The sequence below is a fragment of the Anaerostipes caccae L1-92 genome (assembly GCF_014467075.1).
In the GTDB taxonomy this organism is placed as follows: domain Bacteria; phylum Bacillota; class Clostridia; order Lachnospirales; family Lachnospiraceae; genus Anaerostipes; species Anaerostipes caccae.
The window spans coordinates 1422996-1437202 of sequence record NZ_AP023027.1; the positions used below are offsets into that span (position 1 = coordinate 1422996).

Sequence of the window (14207 nt, forward strand, 5' to 3'; positions counted from 1 at the left end):
TTTCATTTCAAATCTGTTCGGGAAAAATTCCAATAAGCCCAAATACAGCAGATAAAGATCCATAAAAAGTTCGTTAAAAAGACATTTAAACTTGTCAGCTGATCGAAACACAGCAGCCTTAGCTGCCCCATCGGAAGAACCGCTGCCACAAGGGGATAGTGCCGGCCGTTTAAAAGAAAGAGCATGACAAAAAAGAGGACCAGCGGCAGAGTCAGCGCCTTTCCAACGCCTTGGAAAAGAAATCCGCAAAGACAGGGAAGCATGGCCATTGCGCATATGATCCAGATAGCCAGCACTGATTTGAGGAAAAGAGCCGATAAAGAGGCACTGGTGATTCCAAACAGCATACATCCTGCCGCTGCCCCTGCAAACAGAGGAAGACAGAGGATAGAAATACATCCGGTAAGGTGTACGATGATCTTGACCAGCAGGATGTGCCCCCTTTTATGACCTGCCGAAATATAGCTTTGTATTGTCCGGTTTTCAAAATCCGACCCGATGAACAGCGCACCGAAGATCATGATTAAGACGTAGAGCAGGGGAGCGGTGTACAGGATATGATTGAAAACATCCAGTGATTTTGCGGGCGGCGATCCGTCGAGCAGAAGAATACAGCTCAGGACACAGGAAATGACCAAAAGTCCCCAAAAACTTTTCATTCGCCATAGTTTATAAAACTCAGCTTTTAAGATTCTGCGCATGGGATACTGCACCAACCTTTCTCAAAAAATAATCTTCCAAAGTATCTCCGGATACATTCAGGGTGGTAACGAGGATGCCGGAATCCGACAGGGTCCGGGCAACCGTTTCTATATCATCCAGATACTCATACAGGCGGATGGTGCCGTCGGGCATGAGGCGCAGATGCTCTGTGTGCAGGTGTTTTTCCAGTGACAGAAGTGCGTTCTGCGGCTGATTTGTTTTGATGGCTATATGCCTTTTGCACTGTTCATCCAGTTCTCGGCCTGACAGTTCATCAATGATCCTTCCTTTATGGATCAGGATGAACTGTGAAGCGGTCTGGTATAATTCCTCCAGTATATGGCTGGAGACTAAGATTGTCATCCCGTATTTTTGGTTCAGGTCTTTGAGGAGTCTGCGGATTTCAACGATACCGTTAGGATCAAGACCGTTGATAGGTTCATCCAAAATAAGAAATTCAGGATTGTTTAACAGGGCGGCAGCGATTCCGAGGCGCTGCCTCATTCCCAGGGAAAAGTTTCTGACCGGTTTTTTTGCGGTATCTGTAAGACCGGTCATGCGAAGACAGTCTGAAATGACAGATTTTCCGGGAATGCCTCTCTGAAGCCTCTGCACCTCAAGATTTTGAACTGCTGTCAGGTTGGGATAAAGAGCGGGAGACTCGATCAGACATCCCATCCTTTTTCGCTGCTCCTGGAGACCGGTTCTGTTCCTCTGTCCCCAAAGTTCAAGAGTACCGTCCGTGGGAAAGGACAGCCCGGCAGTCAAGCGGAGGAATGTGGTCTTTCCGGCGCCGTTCTGTCCGATAAATCCGTAAATTTTGCCTTTCTCGATCCTTAAATTTATGTGGTCTATAACCAAAGAATGCTTATATTTTTTCGTTAAATTATGTGCTTCTAATACAGTAGAATTCATATAAACTGCTCCTTTCTTCTCAGACCAGTATAAGACACAATATTAAAGAATTTCTTAATTAGGAACAGAAAATTATAAAATTAAGATAAAGATGAGAACAATGGATCGTCTATTTTTCAGTCTTTGTGCAGCCGGTAGCCGATGCCCCAGACAGTATCAATATATTCGTTTTCGGAAGAAACAGCTTTGAGCTTGTTTCTCAGATGACTGATATGTACGTTCAGTGTATTGTCCTCACTTAAATATTCACTGCCCCAGATGCTTTGAAACAGATTTGCTTTGGAAAATATTTTGTCCGGATATCTCATCAGCAGCTCAAGAATCCTGAATTCCTTTGCTGTTAAGGAAAGTTCCACGCCTTTGAGATATGCAGTAAGAGAACCGGTATCCAAAGTCAGCTCCTGAAATTTAAGGACCTTTTTTTGGAATGTCTGAAGCTTCGATCTTCGGAGGTTGCTTTCAATCCTTGCAAGGGTTTCATCCAGATCAAAAGGCTTTGTAATATAATCATCCGCGCCGAGACGAAGCAGATCAATTTTATTCTGAGTCGTTACCCGGGCAGAAATGACAATCACGGGAAGATCAGAACAGGAACGTATTTCTTTCAGGAGCTGATCGCCGCTTTTATATGGAAGCATGAGATCCAGAAGTACCAGATCGATGTTTTGGTGTCTGATGATTTGACAAATACAGCGGCCGTCAGTTTTGCCAACGGCTTCAAAGCCGTATCCGGATAAAAAGTCTGACAGAATTTTCAGGATTTCTTTGTCGTCTTCGATGATTAATATTCTTGACATATACAGTACTTGTCCTTTCACTAAGTTTTTAAATAGTATATCATATTTTTAGGTTGCATATCTTTTGCTGTTTATTTAAAATATTCATAAGGAACAAATAACCGGGAGGATAAATTTATGAAATTTACAAAGAGACTGCTTTCTCTGCTGCTCTCATTGCTGCTGGCGTTTTCACTGAGCGGCTGCAAAACATCAACAGAGCAGGGGAAAAGCGGACAAACCAGCCAGAAGACCGGCCAGGAACAGTCAAAAATCGAGGAACAAAAACAGTTTGACAAATTTTTAGACCGGCAGGTAAAAGAGACGTTGTCTCAAAATACACTGAATCTTCATTATCAGCTGAAAGATCCTGAGAAGTACGGCATCAAACAGGAGAAGGTTTCCATCGGACATATTTCTCCCGGACAGGATAAGAAAGCACTGAAGGAAAATAAGAAGACAGCAGAAGAACTTTCCGGATTTAAAAGGAGCAGTCTGACAGGAAAACAAAAACTTACGTATGATATATTGGAAGACTATCTGAGTATGCTCATAGAGGAAAGCCAATATCCATTATATGATAATATTATCGGGGAGGTTTCCGGCATCCAGTCCAATCTTCCGGTGACACTGGCAGAGTATCAGTTTTACAGAGAGAAGGATATTCAAGACTATCTCACCCTGCTGTCTCAGGTTACGGGATATCTTCAGGAGGCAGGAGAGTATCTGAAAGCACAGTCTAAAGCGGGACTGTATGTAACCGATGGGGCGGCAGATACTGCGGCGAAACAGATTGATGATTTTTTGAAAGAAAGCGGCGAAAAAAATATATTAAGTGCTACATTTAAAGAACGTGTCAATGACTTTTCGGGTATCAGCAAGGAACAGAAAACAACCTATAATAAACAAAATAAGAAACTGCTGAAGCAGTCTGTATATCCTGCATTCCGCAGCTTTAAAAAGACGATTCTGTCACTGAAGGGAACCGGAAAAAACAGCGGAGGTGTCTGCAATTTAAAAAACGGGAAAAAATACTATCGGCTTGTCTTGAAGGAGCAGACAGGAACAAACAAAACAGTCAGCCAGCTGCTCTCAAGTGTGACAGGCCGCCTCCAGAGCTCAGTGAAACAGATGGTGAATCTGATCCAGGGCGATGAGAGCCTCCAGAAAAAGTTTTATAATTTTGATCCGGTGATGACCAGTCCTAAAAAGGTATTGGCCGATCTGGAGAAGAAGGCTAAAACAGATTATCCACCCCTGAAAAAAGTCCATTATAAGATCAAATATGTTCCAAAAGCGCTGGAAGATACTTTAAGTCCGGCATTTTATATGATCCCGCCGATCGATGATGAGACAGAAAATACCATCTATATCAACAAAGGCTCCACCGATAAGAGCGGAATTTACAATACTCTGGCTCATGAAGGGTATCCGGGGCATCTTTATCAAAACAATTATTTTCTCAGCACAGATCCGGACGATATCCGTTTAATCATGGATTTTCCTGGTTACTCGGAAGGCTGGGCCTCCTATGTGGAGATGCATGCCTTTGACTATGCTCCGTATGATAAGTCTGTGGCCAAATTGAAACGCATCAATGACGAGATCAATATGGCCATCGGAAGTGCTGTCGATATCAATGTCAACTACCGGGGATGGACCCTGGATCAGATCAAGGATATGCTGAAAGAGATGGGATATGGAAGTTCTGCGGCAGACCAGCTTTACAGGCTCGTATCTTCGGAACCGGGATACTATCTGAAATATTATTCCGGAGCCCTGGAATTTCAGGAATTGAGAAACAAGGCGTCCAAGGAGCTTGGCAAGAAGTTCCAGACGAAAGAGTTCCACAAGGTGATTCTTGAAAACGGTCCGAGCAATTTTTTACAAGTGAGAAAAGCCGTAGAGGCATATATCGAAGAAAACAAATAGGAAGGAATACAGTTTATTATGGAAGATATATTACAGGTAGGAGCGATCGCTTCCACCCACGGTGTCCGCGGAGAGGTCAAGGTGTATCCGATGACCGATGATGTGGAGCGCTTTAAGGATTTGAAGGAGGTGCTGCTGGATACGGGCAGGGAAATGAAGCTTCTGCATGTGAAGTCCTGTAAGTTTTTTAAAAACCAGCCGATTCTTAAGTTTGAGGAGTTTGACAATATCAATGATATCGAACAGTATAAACGCTGCGGGCTGTTTGTCACAAGAGAGAATGCAGTCAAGCTTGAAGAGAATGAGTTTTTCATTGCCGATATCATTGGGTTCGATGTTTACCGGGAGACCGGAAAGAAGCTGGGAATATTGGATGACGTGCTTCAGACAGGGGCAAACGATGTGTATGTGGTAAAAATGGATGATGGAAAGGAAGTACTGCTTCCGGCCATAAGAGACTGTATCAAAAAGGTCTCTCTGGAAGAAAAGAGAATCGATGTTTTTGTAATGAAAGGACTGCTGGATGAATAAGTTTCACGTTTTGACTTTATTTCCCGAGATGATCGAGAGCGGATGCAGCACGAGTATTTTAGGCCGTGCAAAAGAGGCGGGACATATCGGTGTGGAAGCCGTAAACATCAGGGATTTTACGAGGGACAAGCATAAAAAAGTGGACGATTATCCATACGGCGGCGGTGCCGGAATGGTCATGCAGGCGGAGCCGATCTATCTGGCATATCAGCATATTGAGCAAAAGATGGAGAAGAAGCCCCGGGTGATTTATGTGACTCCTCAGGGAAAGGTGTTCCACCAGGAGATGGCTAAGGAGCTTGCAGAGGAAGAAGAACTTGTTTTTCTGTGCGGCCATTATGAGGGCGTGGATGAACGTGTCTTAGAAGAGATTGTCACGGATTATGTCTCCATTGGGGATTACGTTTTGACGGGAGGAGAGCTTCCGGCTATGGTGATGATCGACGCCATATCCAGACTGGTTCCGGGAGTACTGAATAACGGAGACTCGGCGGAGTACGAGTCTTTTGAAAACGGGATGCTGGAATATCCCCAGTACACAAGACCGCCGGAGTTTTTGGGGAGAAAAGTACCGGAGGTGCTGCTTTCAGGTCACCACGGAAGGATCGAAGAGTGGAGGAAAGAGCAGTCTTATTTGAGGACAAAGGAGAGAAGGCCGGATCTGCTCGATAAAAATAAATAATTCTTGCAAAAGCAGTCTTGTTGTGATATTATATAGCAGTTGTTATAAATAGGATGGTCCTCTGTTACACAAGGTATTATGAACATCTAAAAAGATTTAAGGAGGAACAACATGAACGATATCATTAAAAGTATTGAAGATGCACAGTTAAGAGAAGTTGCAGATTTCAGAACAGGTGACACTGTAAAAGTATACGGAAAAGTAAAAGAGGGAAACCGCGAGAGAATTCAGGTATTTGAAGGAACTGTCATCAAAAGACAGAATGGCGGAGCACGCGAGACATTTACCGTGCGCAAAAATTCCAACGGCATCGGCGTAGAAAAAACCTGGCCGGTACACTCTCCGATCATCGAGAAGATCGAAGTTGTGCGCAAAGGTAAGGTTAGACGCGCGAAATTATACTACTTACGTGACCGTGTAGGTAAGGCTGCGAAAGTGAAAGAAAGAGTATAATATTTTTCAAAAAAACACAGGGACGAGCCGGAGCTTGTCCCTGTTTTGTTTAAAGAAAGGGTGTGAGATCTGTGAGCGGATATACGGTTACTTATCAGATGAGGAAGAAAAAAAGACAGAGGCGGGATAAGATCGCGGCATATGTGCTGACTTTTGTGGCCGTGATTTTTGCGGCTTTTATCATTGTCCGTTTTCTGTGTGCCGGTTATACGGTACAGGGGGATTCCATGCTTCCCACCTATGAGAGCGGAGAAAAGCGGCTGGTCAACCGGCTGATTTATAAAGTGAAAAGTCCGGCGCGATATGATATAATATTGTTCGAGTCAGAGGACGAGACAAACAAGCAGTATTATGTAAAGAGAGTGGTCGGACTCCCAGGAGAGACGGTTCAGGTCAGGGACGGGAACGTCTATGTAGACGGCAGGAAGGCCAAAAGCTTCGGAAAAGAACAGATCCTGTCTCCCGGACTGGCAGCAGACGGCGTAAAACTATCCAAGAATCAATATTTTGTCATGGGAGATAATTACAATAACAGCGAAGATTCCAGGAGTGCCGTAGTCGGCAATGTAAAAAAGACACAGATCATAGGCAAGGTCGGGATCAAATATTGGCCTTTTGGATAAAGAAGGAGGACACATGCAGTTTCAGTGGTACCCGGGTCATATGACCAAGGCAAAACGAATGATGCAGGAAAATATAAAGCTGATCGATATTGTGATCGAACTGGTGGATGCGAGAATTCCATTCGGAAGCAGGAATCCCGATATCGACCAGCTGGCACAGAACAAATCCAGACTGATTTTATTAAACAAGACGGATCTTGCAGACAGCAGGAAGACAGAACTCTGGGAACAGTATTTTAAAGACAGGGGATTCTTTGTCGGGAAAGTCAATTCCCAAAAGGGAACCGGAGTCAAAGCTGTCCAGGGCATTGTCATGGAGGCGTGCAGAGAAAAGATCGAGCGGGACCGGAAGAGGGGAATTAAGAACCGGCCTGTCCGCGCCATGATCGCGGGAATCCCGAATGTAGGGAAATCTACATTTATCAACAGTCTGGCCGGAAAAGCCTGTACGAAAACCGGAAATAAACCGGGTGTGACAAAGGGCAAACAGTGGATTAAACTGAATAAAAATATCGAGTTATTAGATACACCGGGGATTTTGTGGCCCAAATTTGAGGATCAGACCGTAGGCCTTCATCTGGCATTGATCGGTTCTATTAAAGAAGAAATATTAAATCAGGAAGAGATGGCCATGGAACTGATCCCATTTCTGGTAAAAGAATATCCGGGTATTTTAGCGGCACGCTACCGGGTTGAAGAGGACAAGAATACACTGAAAATCCTTGAACAGATCGCGGCTAACCGAAATTGTAAAGAAAAAGGCAATCAGCTGGACTATGAAAAGGCCGCACATATCCTGCTGGAGGAGTACAGGAACGGAAAGCTTGGAAAGATCACGCTGGAAGTACCTGCTGACTATGAGGGGTAATCAAACACATGTCGTTTCGAATAAGGCGCAGGGCGCATCGTTTTTATTCTGAATTATGCTTCTGGGGATCCACTGTTTTTATCGCAGTTTTTGTCTCCTTTCTTATCATTACCTTTATAGGAGAGAGGACCGGGGTTTCCGGCCATTCTATGGAGCCGACGCTCCACCATATGGACAGCGTACTGGTTGACAAGCTGACTTATCGGTTCCGGGACCCGAAGCGCTTTGAAGTCGTGGTATTTCCAAATCCCGCAGACAGAAAAGAAAAGCTGGTAAAGAGAGTCATCGGAATGCCCGGGGAGACAGTGGAGATCCGCAGCGGCACAGTCTACATCGACGGCCGGATAATATCCAGGGATTATTCCAAAGATCATATGACATTTCCCATCAATGTGGAGGGCAGCATTACCCTAAAAAAAGACGAATATTTTGTACTGGGAGATAACCGGAATAACAGCATGGACAGCAGGGACATCCGCGTGGGTCCCATATACAGGAAAGAGATACAGGGAAGGGTTGTTTTCAGGCTGTTTCCGCTCAAAGATGCGGGAAGAATCTTATAGAGAGGCACTTATGACAAAACAGGAAGAAAAACGGATAGAAAAACTGAAGAAAGAAAAGCAGCGCATGTATGAGATGTTTTCTTATGAGAGAGAATATGAAAGGTATTCTCATATATGCGGGATTGACGAGGTGGGCCGGGGACCCTTTGCGGGACCCGTGGTGGCGGCGGCCGTCATTCTGCCGAGAGACTGTGATATTTTATACCTGAACGATTCCAAGAAGGTTTCACCGAAAAAGAGAGAAGCATTGTATGATGAAATTTACGAGAAAGCTCTCGCTGTCGGAATCGGGATGGCTTCGGAAAAAGTCATAGATGAGATCAATATTTTAAATGCTACCTATGAAGCGATGAGGACGGCGGTTTCAAATCTTCCGGTCAAGCCGGATCTGCTGCTAAACGATGCGGTTACGATCCCGGGGATCGGAACAGAGCAGGTTCCGATCATCAAGGGGGATGCAAAGAGCGCTTCGATTGCGGCGGCAAGCATTGTGGCAAAGGTGACCAGAGACCGGATGATGGAAGAATACGATCAGCTTTATCCTCAATATCAGTTCGCAAAGAATAAAGGCTATGGAACAAAGGCTCATATCGAGGCGATCAAAGAGTATGGTATCTGCACACTTCACCGGAAGAGTTTTGTAAGGAAATACATATGAAAAATCATAGAAAGACCGGTATGGAGAAGGAAGAGACTGCGTGCCGGTTTTTATTGACTCAGGGGTATGAAGTTATTGAGAGAAATTTTTATTCCCGCTATGGGGAAATTGATATTATTGCGCGGGATGGGCAGTATCTTGTGTTTGCCGAGGTGAAATACCGGCGGTCAACAGCCTTCGGATATCCAGGAGAGGCTGTTGACCGCAGAAAACAGCAGAAGATTCATAAGACGGCGGAATATTATTTGTTTTGCCGCGGCATGTTTGACAGGCCGGCAAGATTTGATGTGGTAGAAATCATAGGAAAGAAGATCAGGGTGATAAAAAATGCATTTTAAGAGATCAAACGATAATCATTCCACGGTGCTGCACGAAGGGCAGGTGCCGTATCTAACGTTTAGAAAACTGGATCAGGCCGGAGTCCGCCATGGATTTTCCACCAGGATGGGAGGCATCAGTCAAGGGATGTTCTCCTCTATGAATTTAAGCTATACAAGGGGAGACGATGAAGCCTCTGTGGATGAAAATTTCCGCAGGATCGGGCAGGCAATAGGGTTTGACGAGAAACAGCTTGTATTCTCCAATCAGATCCATGACACGAAGATCAGGAGAGTCAGGAAAGAAGACTGCGGAAAAGTCATGACCGGAATGGACGGACTGGTGACCGATGTGCCTGGAGTCCCTCTGTATACGGGATATGCGGACTGTGTACCCCTGTTCTTCTTTGATCCTGTCAAAAAAGTGGCGGCTCTGGCCCATTCCGGCTGGAAGGGTACAGTCGGACGGATCGGAGAAAAGATGGTAAAACAGATGAAAGACGGATATGGATGCCGTCCTGAGGATATTGTGGCGGCTGTCGGCCCGTCAATCTGCAGAGACTGCTATGAGGTCAGCGAAGATGTGGCAGAGCAGTTCATAAAGGAATTTTCAGCACACCCGAAAGAAGAATTTTTGGACAGGAAGGAAAATGACAAGTATCAGCTGGACCTGTGGAAGGCCAATGAGATTATATTGACGGAAGCAGGAATTTTACAGGAGAATCTGGACATCACCGATCTCTGTACCTGCTGCAACAGCGATTACTTATTTTCTCATCGGGCAACAAAAGGAAAACGGGGGAATTTAGGGGCATTCATTGTGCTTTGAATGTGATATAATCTTTACAATAGGGAAAGATTATCATATAATCAAACGGAAGTTTTAGGAAGAAAGATTCCATACAGAGAGGAAATAAACATGAGTAAACCGATAGTAGCAATCGTGGGAAGGCCGAACGTGGGGAAATCCACACTGTTCAACGCACTTGCGGGAGAGAATATTTCAATCGTAAAAGATACACCGGGAGTGACAAGGGACAGGATCTATGCGGACATTTCCTGGCTGAATTATAATTTTACGCTGATCGACACCGGCGGGATCGAGCCGGATTCGGGAGATGTCATCCTTTCCAGGATGAGAGAGCAGGCACAGATTGCCATTGAGACTGCAGACGTGATCATTTTTCTTGTAGATGTGAGGCAGGGACTGGTGGATGCGGACTTCCAGGTGGCGGACATGCTGAGACGGTCTCAGAAGCCGGTGGTCCTGGCAGTGAATAAAGCAGACAATTATGAGAAGTTTCTGCCGGATACCTATGAGTTTTATAATCTGGGACTGGGTGATCCACATCCGGTTTCCGCAAATTCCAAGCTTGGATTCGGTGATCTGCTGGATGAGGTCGTGGAAAACTGTGATCCAAAGGCTCTGGAAGAGGAAGAAGATGAAAGGCCTAAGATTGCCATCATTGGAAAGCCCAATGCAGGAAAGTCTTCGATCATCAACAAAATGCTTGGTGAGGAGAGAGTCATTGTATCGGATGTTGCGGGAACGACGAGAGATGCCATTGACACGGTCATCCAGAAAAACGGAAAAGAATACGTGTTTATTGACACCGCAGGGCTCCGCCGGAAAAATAAAATCAAAGAAGATCTGGAACGTTACAGTGTCATCCGTACAGTTTCCGCAGTGGAACGGTGTGATGTGGCGGTTCTGGTCATTGACGCCACAGAAGGCATCACCGAGCAGGACGCAAAGATCGCAGGCATTGCCCATGAGAGAGGCAAGGGGATGATCATTGCGGTCAACAAATGGGATCTGGTGGAGAAAGACGACAAGACGATCTATAAGTTCACAAACAAAATCCGCGAGGTTTTGGCTTATATGTCCTATGCGGAATTGGTTTTTATTTCGGCAAAGACCGGACAGCGTTTTCCTAAGATCTTTGATATGCTGGATGCCGTTATTGAAAATCACGCTATGCGTGTCCAGACCGGAGTGCTCAACGAGATTCTGACAGAAGCAGTAGCGATGAAACAGCCGCCGTCTGACAAAGGAAAACGCCTGAAGCTCTACTATATGACACAGGTATCGGTGAAGCCCCCCACATTTGTGGTGTTTATCAATGACAGGCAGCTGATGCACTTTTCCTATACCAGATATATTGAAAACCAGATACGGAATACGTTCGGATTCCGGGGAACCCCGATCCACATCATTGCGCGGGAAAGGAAGGAGAAGTAATGGTCCTTTGTGTTTTTCTCTGCCTGGCCATGGGATATCTGCTGGGCTGTATTCAGACAGGATTTATTATCGGAAAAATCAATCATATCGACATCAGAGATTACGGAAGCGGTAATTCCGGAACGACAAATACACTGAGAACCCTTGGAAAGACAGCGGCACTGCTGACCTTCCTTGGGGATTCCTCAAAGGGACTCATCGCAGTCAACATTGCCAGATACATATTAATTCCCCAGTTCGGAGGAATGGCCCATGAAGCCACACTCTGGCTGGTGACCGGGTTTGCCGTGGTCATCGGGCACAATTTTCCTTTTTACCTGCATTTTAAAGGAGGGAAAGGGATCGCTACAACAGGCGGCGTGATCTTTGCATTCGACTGGAGACTGGGACTTCTCTGTCTGCTTATTTTTTCTGTTGTGACAGGGATCAGTAAATATGTATCACTGGGTTCTATTTGCATGGTACTGGTAATCCCGTTTATTTTATATTTCAGCAGTCCCCACGACTGGCAGCTTGTGGCGGTGGGGTGTGTGTTTACGGCTATGGCGGTCTGGCGCCACAGGGCAAACATTGGCCGGCTCATTCACGGGACGGAAAACAAACTCGGACAGAAGGTAAAACGTTAGGAGGAAACTATGAAAAAGGTTAGCGTAATCGGTGCAGGAAGCTGGGGAAGTGCCCTGGCAGTTTTGCTGGCGAACAATGGACATGAAGTGACACTGTGGTCTCACGATTCCAAGGAGATCGAGATGCTTCAGAAGGAAAGAGAGCAGAAAGACAAGCTTCCTGGAGTGAAGCTTCCGGAGAATATAAAGGTCAGCGCCGATCTTGAAGAAACTCTCACAGGCAGAGATGTCATCGTCATGGCTGTGCCGTCTCCGGTGGTCCGTTCTATGGCAACTCGCATGGCTCCATTTATAAAAGAAGGCCAGGTCATCGTCAATGTGGCGAAAGGGATTGAGGATGAAACCTATAAGACACTGACAGAGATCATCGAGGAGGAGATTCCGGGCGCTGTTGTCTGTGTACTCTCCGGCCCGAGCCATGCAGAGGAAGTGGGAAGAAAACTCCCGACGACCTGTGTTGTCGGTGCAAAGAAGGAAAGTGTAGCTGTAATGCTTCAGGATCTGTTTATGAATGAGGTGTTCCGTGTCTACACAAGCCCTGATATCATGGGAATTGAGCTCGGAGGAGCATTGAAGAATGTCATTGCCCTGGCTGCCGGCGTCACAGACGGCCTCGGATACGGCGACAATACAAAAGCCGCACTGATGACCAGAGGAATCGCGGAACTTACCAGACTGGGAGCCGCTCTCGGGGGACAGATCGAGACATTTACCGGTCTGACCGGCATCGGTGACCTGATCGTTACCTGTACGAGCGTTCACAGCCGGAACAGGAAAGCCGGACTCCTGATGGGACAGGGATATTCTCCGAAAGAGGCTATGGATGAAGTCAAGATGGTCGTGGAAGGTGTCTATTCCGCCAAAGCGGCTCTCGGACTCGCAAAGCGGAATAATGTCAATGTTCCGATCATTGAGGAAGTAAACAAAGTACTCTTTGAGGAGAAAGATCCGAAAGAGGCAGTGGCAGATCTGCTCTTAAGGGAGCGCAAGAAAGAACATACAAACCTTAAATGGGAAGAAGAATAAGAAAGGACAAAGCTATGGCAGAATTCGCGGAAATGTCAAAGGAAGAATTGGAACAGGCAAAGGAAGCAGCAGACAGGGATTACGAGGAACTGAAGGCCAGGAATTTAAGCCTTGATATGTCAAGGGGAAAGCCTGCGCCGTCGCAGATTGATCACGCCAACGGCATGCTGAAAGAAATGACGGACTATCACACAAAGGCAGGCATGGATGTGAGAAATTACGGCGTTTTGGACGGGATTCCTGAGATGAAGGAACTTTTCAGTGAACTGCTCGATATTCCGGCCGGCCAGCTGATCGTCGGAGGAAATGCAAGCCTTAACTTAATGTTTGACGCAGTGATGCGTTTGTTTGTGTTCGGAACGATGGGAGAGAAACCGTGGGGCCGGCTTGACAAGGTGAAGTTTCTCTGCCCAAGTCCCGGCTATGATCGTCATTTTACCATCTGCGAGACTCTGGGTATCGAAATGATCCCGGTTCCTATGACCAAAGAAGGCCCGGATATGGATATGGTGGAAGAGCTTGTGGGAAGTGATACGTCCATCAAAGGTATCTGGTGCGTTCCCAAGTATTCCAATCCGCAGGGCATCTGTTACAGCGATGAAACAGTAGACCGACTGGCTTCCATGAAGACTGCCGCGAAAGACTTCAAAATATTTTGGGACAATGCCTACGGTGTGCATCCGGTCTTTGAGGATGTGAAAGTTAAGAATATCATCGACGCATGTGAAGAAGCCGGTACAAAGAATCGTCCGTATTATTTCTTCTCTACCTCAAAGATCACCTTCCCGGGAGCCGGTGTCAGCCTGATCGCTTCCAGTGAAGAGAATATAAATGAAATCAAAAAGATCATGGGTGTCCAGACGATCGGATATGACAAAGTCAACCAGCTGCGCCACGTACAGTTCTTTCAAAATGCAGAGGGACTGAGAGCGCATATGCAGGTTTTGGCTGAGTGCATGAGGCCGAAGTTTGAAACGGTTCTCAAATACCTGAACAAAGAGCTTGCAGGAACAGGGCTCGCTGTATGGGAGGAGCCGAAAGGCGGATATTTTGTGTCCGTGGATGTATATCCGGGATGTGCAAAAGAAGTTGTACGCCTGGCAAAAGAGGCGGGAGTTGTACTCACCGGCGCAGGAGCGACTTATCCATACAAGAAGGACCCGAAGGACAGCAATTTAAGGATTGCGCCTACATACCCTACAGTGGAAGAACTGGAACAGGCGATGGAACTGTTCTGTGTCTGTGTAAAGAAGGCAGCGCTGCATAAACTGGTCAGAGAATAGAACATAAGGA

General features: G+C 46.0%; 17 protein-coding genes. 14 read left to right on the forward strand and 3 right to left on the reverse strand.

The genetic code is table 11. The features are described 5' to 3' along the window. Positions 1-2: 2 nt before the first annotated feature. The 3 genes from ANCC_RS06945 to ANCC_RS06955 all read right to left on the reverse strand — a co-directional run bounded on the left by ANCC_RS06945 (position 3) and on the right by ANCC_RS06955 (position 2414). On the reverse strand, positions 3-659 hold the full coding sequence (locus tag ANCC_RS06945; RefSeq protein WP_233458250.1) for an ABC-2 family transporter permease: 657 nt from the start codon (positions 657-659) through the stop codon (positions 3-5). A 19-nt stretch (positions 660-678) separates the two neighbouring features. Further along, on the reverse strand, positions 679-1617 hold the full coding sequence (locus tag ANCC_RS06950; protein WP_006567398.1) for an ATP-binding cassette domain-containing protein: 939 nt from the start codon (positions 1615-1617) through the stop codon (positions 679-681). 116 nt (positions 1618-1733) lie between these two features. After that, entirely contained in the window at positions 1734-2414 is a 681-nt protein-coding gene (locus ANCC_RS06955; RefSeq protein ID WP_006567397.1) for a response regulator transcription factor, read from the reverse strand. 117 nt (positions 2415-2531) lie between these two features. Between ANCC_RS06955 and ANCC_RS06960 the strand changes: the two genes are divergently transcribed. The 14 genes from ANCC_RS06960 (at position 2532) to ANCC_RS07025 (ending at position 14197) form a co-directional block, all read left to right on the forward strand. After that, entirely contained in the window at positions 2532-4325 is a 1794-nt protein-coding gene (locus tag ANCC_RS06960) for a DUF885 domain-containing protein (RefSeq protein ID WP_006567396.1), read from the forward strand. A gap of 18 nt (positions 4326-4343) precedes the next feature. Next, the gene (rimM, locus tag ANCC_RS06965; RefSeq protein WP_006567395.1) at positions 4344-4856 is read left to right on the forward strand and encodes a ribosome maturation factor RimM; all 513 of its coding nucleotides are present in this window, start codon (positions 4344-4346) and stop codon (positions 4854-4856) included. After that, positions 4849-5538 carry a tRNA (guanosine(37)-N1)-methyltransferase TrmD gene (gene trmD, locus ANCC_RS06970; RefSeq protein WP_006567394.1) on the forward strand — a complete coding sequence of 230 codons (690 nt, stop codon included), beginning with the start codon at positions 4849-4851 and terminating at the stop codon, positions 5536-5538. The genes rimM and trmD overlap by 8 nt, the downstream gene beginning before the upstream one ends. Positions 5539-5649: 111 nt before the next feature. Then, positions 5650-5991 (forward strand): 50S ribosomal protein L19, encoded by a 342-nt coding sequence (gene rplS, locus ANCC_RS06975; RefSeq protein WP_006567393.1) that lies wholly within the window; start codon positions 5650-5652, stop codon positions 5989-5991. A gap of 71 nt (positions 5992-6062) precedes the next feature. Next, complete coding sequence (gene lepB, locus ANCC_RS06980) at positions 6063-6614, forward strand: signal peptidase I (RefSeq protein WP_009291176.1); 552 nt, start codon at positions 6063-6065, stop codon at positions 6612-6614. A 13-nt stretch (positions 6615-6627) separates the two neighbouring features. Continuing rightward, positions 6628-7482 (forward strand): ribosome biogenesis GTPase YlqF, encoded by an 855-nt coding sequence (gene ylqF / locus ANCC_RS06985; protein WP_009291177.1) that lies wholly within the window; start codon positions 6628-6630, stop codon positions 7480-7482. Positions 7483-7490: 8 nt separating this feature from the next. Continuing rightward, on the forward strand, positions 7491-8045 hold the full coding sequence (lepB, locus tag ANCC_RS06990) for a signal peptidase I (RefSeq protein WP_022261381.1): 555 nt from the start codon (positions 7491-7493) through the stop codon (positions 8043-8045). A 10-nt stretch (positions 8046-8055) separates the two neighbouring features. After that, positions 8056-8703 (forward strand): ribonuclease HII, encoded by a 648-nt coding sequence (locus tag ANCC_RS06995; protein WP_233458249.1) that lies wholly within the window; start codon positions 8056-8058, stop codon positions 8701-8703. Continuing rightward, the gene (locus tag ANCC_RS07000) at positions 8700-9041 is read left to right on the forward strand and encodes a YraN family protein (protein ID WP_006567388.1); all 342 of its coding nucleotides are present in this window, start codon (positions 8700-8702) and stop codon (positions 9039-9041) included. Before ANCC_RS06995 ends, ANCC_RS07000 begins: the two co-directional genes overlap by 4 nt. Then, positions 9031-9849 (forward strand): peptidoglycan editing factor PgeF, encoded by an 819-nt coding sequence (gene pgeF, locus ANCC_RS07005; protein WP_006567387.1) that lies wholly within the window; start codon positions 9031-9033, stop codon positions 9847-9849. The genes ANCC_RS07000 and pgeF overlap by 11 nt, the downstream gene beginning before the upstream one ends. A gap of 90 nt (positions 9850-9939) precedes the next feature. After that, positions 9940-11262: a ribosome biogenesis GTPase Der gene (gene der / locus ANCC_RS07010; RefSeq protein WP_006567386.1), complete on the forward strand. Its 1323-nt coding sequence runs from the start codon at positions 9940-9942 to the stop codon at positions 11260-11262. Beyond that, positions 11262-11888, forward strand: a complete 627-nt coding sequence (plsY, locus tag ANCC_RS07015) for a glycerol-3-phosphate 1-O-acyltransferase PlsY (RefSeq protein ID WP_006567385.1) — start codon at positions 11262-11264, stop codon at positions 11886-11888. Before der ends, plsY begins: the two co-directional genes overlap by 1 nt. 9 nt (positions 11889-11897) lie before the next feature. Continuing rightward, positions 11898-12914, forward strand: a complete 1017-nt coding sequence (locus ANCC_RS07020; protein WP_006567384.1) for an NAD(P)H-dependent glycerol-3-phosphate dehydrogenase — start codon at positions 11898-11900, stop codon at positions 12912-12914. 14 nt (positions 12915-12928) lie between these two features. After that, positions 12929-14197 (forward strand): aspartate aminotransferase type Ic, encoded by a 1269-nt coding sequence (locus tag ANCC_RS07025; protein ID WP_009291182.1) that lies wholly within the window; start codon positions 12929-12931, stop codon positions 14195-14197. Positions 14198-14207 lie beyond the last annotated feature (10 nt).

Excerpts from the sequence above, each read along its gene's own strand:
- ANCC_RS06945 (WP_233458250.1), bottom strand. The coding sequence starts at position 659 with ATGAAAAGTTTTTGGGGACTTTTGGTCATTTCCTGTGTCCTGAGCTGT.
- ANCC_RS06950 (WP_006567398.1), bottom strand. The coding sequence starts at position 1,617 with ATGAATTCTACTGTATTAGAAGCACATAATTTAACGAAAAAATATAAG.
- ANCC_RS06955 (WP_006567397.1), bottom strand. The coding sequence starts at position 2,414 with ATGTCAAGAATATTAATCATCGAAGACGACAAAGAAATCCTGAAAATT.
- ANCC_RS06960 (WP_006567396.1), top strand. The coding sequence starts at position 2,532 with ATGAAATTTACAAAGAGACTGCTTTCTCTGCTGCTCTCATTGCTGCTG.
- rimM (WP_006567395.1), top strand. The coding sequence starts at position 4,344 with ATGGAAGATATATTACAGGTAGGAGCGATCGCTTCCACCCACGGTGTC.
- trmD (WP_006567394.1), top strand. The coding sequence starts at position 4,849 with ATGAATAAGTTTCACGTTTTGACTTTATTTCCCGAGATGATCGAGAGC.
- rplS (WP_006567393.1), top strand. The coding sequence starts at position 5,650 with ATGAACGATATCATTAAAAGTATTGAAGATGCACAGTTAAGAGAAGTT.
- ylqF (WP_009291177.1), top strand. The coding sequence starts at position 6,628 with ATGCAGTTTCAGTGGTACCCGGGTCATATGACCAAGGCAAAACGAATG.
- lepB (WP_022261381.1), top strand. The coding sequence starts at position 7,491 with ATGTCGTTTCGAATAAGGCGCAGGGCGCATCGTTTTTATTCTGAATTA.
- ANCC_RS06995 (WP_233458249.1), top strand. The coding sequence starts at position 8,056 with ATGACAAAACAGGAAGAAAAACGGATAGAAAAACTGAAGAAAGAAAAG.
- ANCC_RS07000 (WP_006567388.1), top strand. The coding sequence starts at position 8,700 with ATGAAAAATCATAGAAAGACCGGTATGGAGAAGGAAGAGACTGCGTGC.
- pgeF (WP_006567387.1), top strand. The coding sequence starts at position 9,031 with ATGCATTTTAAGAGATCAAACGATAATCATTCCACGGTGCTGCACGAA.
- der (WP_006567386.1), top strand. The coding sequence starts at position 9,940 with ATGAGTAAACCGATAGTAGCAATCGTGGGAAGGCCGAACGTGGGGAAA.
- plsY (WP_006567385.1), top strand. The coding sequence starts at position 11,262 with ATGGTCCTTTGTGTTTTTCTCTGCCTGGCCATGGGATATCTGCTGGGC.
- ANCC_RS07020 (WP_006567384.1), top strand. The coding sequence starts at position 11,898 with ATGAAAAAGGTTAGCGTAATCGGTGCAGGAAGCTGGGGAAGTGCCCTG.
- ANCC_RS07025 (WP_009291182.1), top strand. The coding sequence starts at position 12,929 with ATGGCAGAATTCGCGGAAATGTCAAAGGAAGAATTGGAACAGGCAAAG.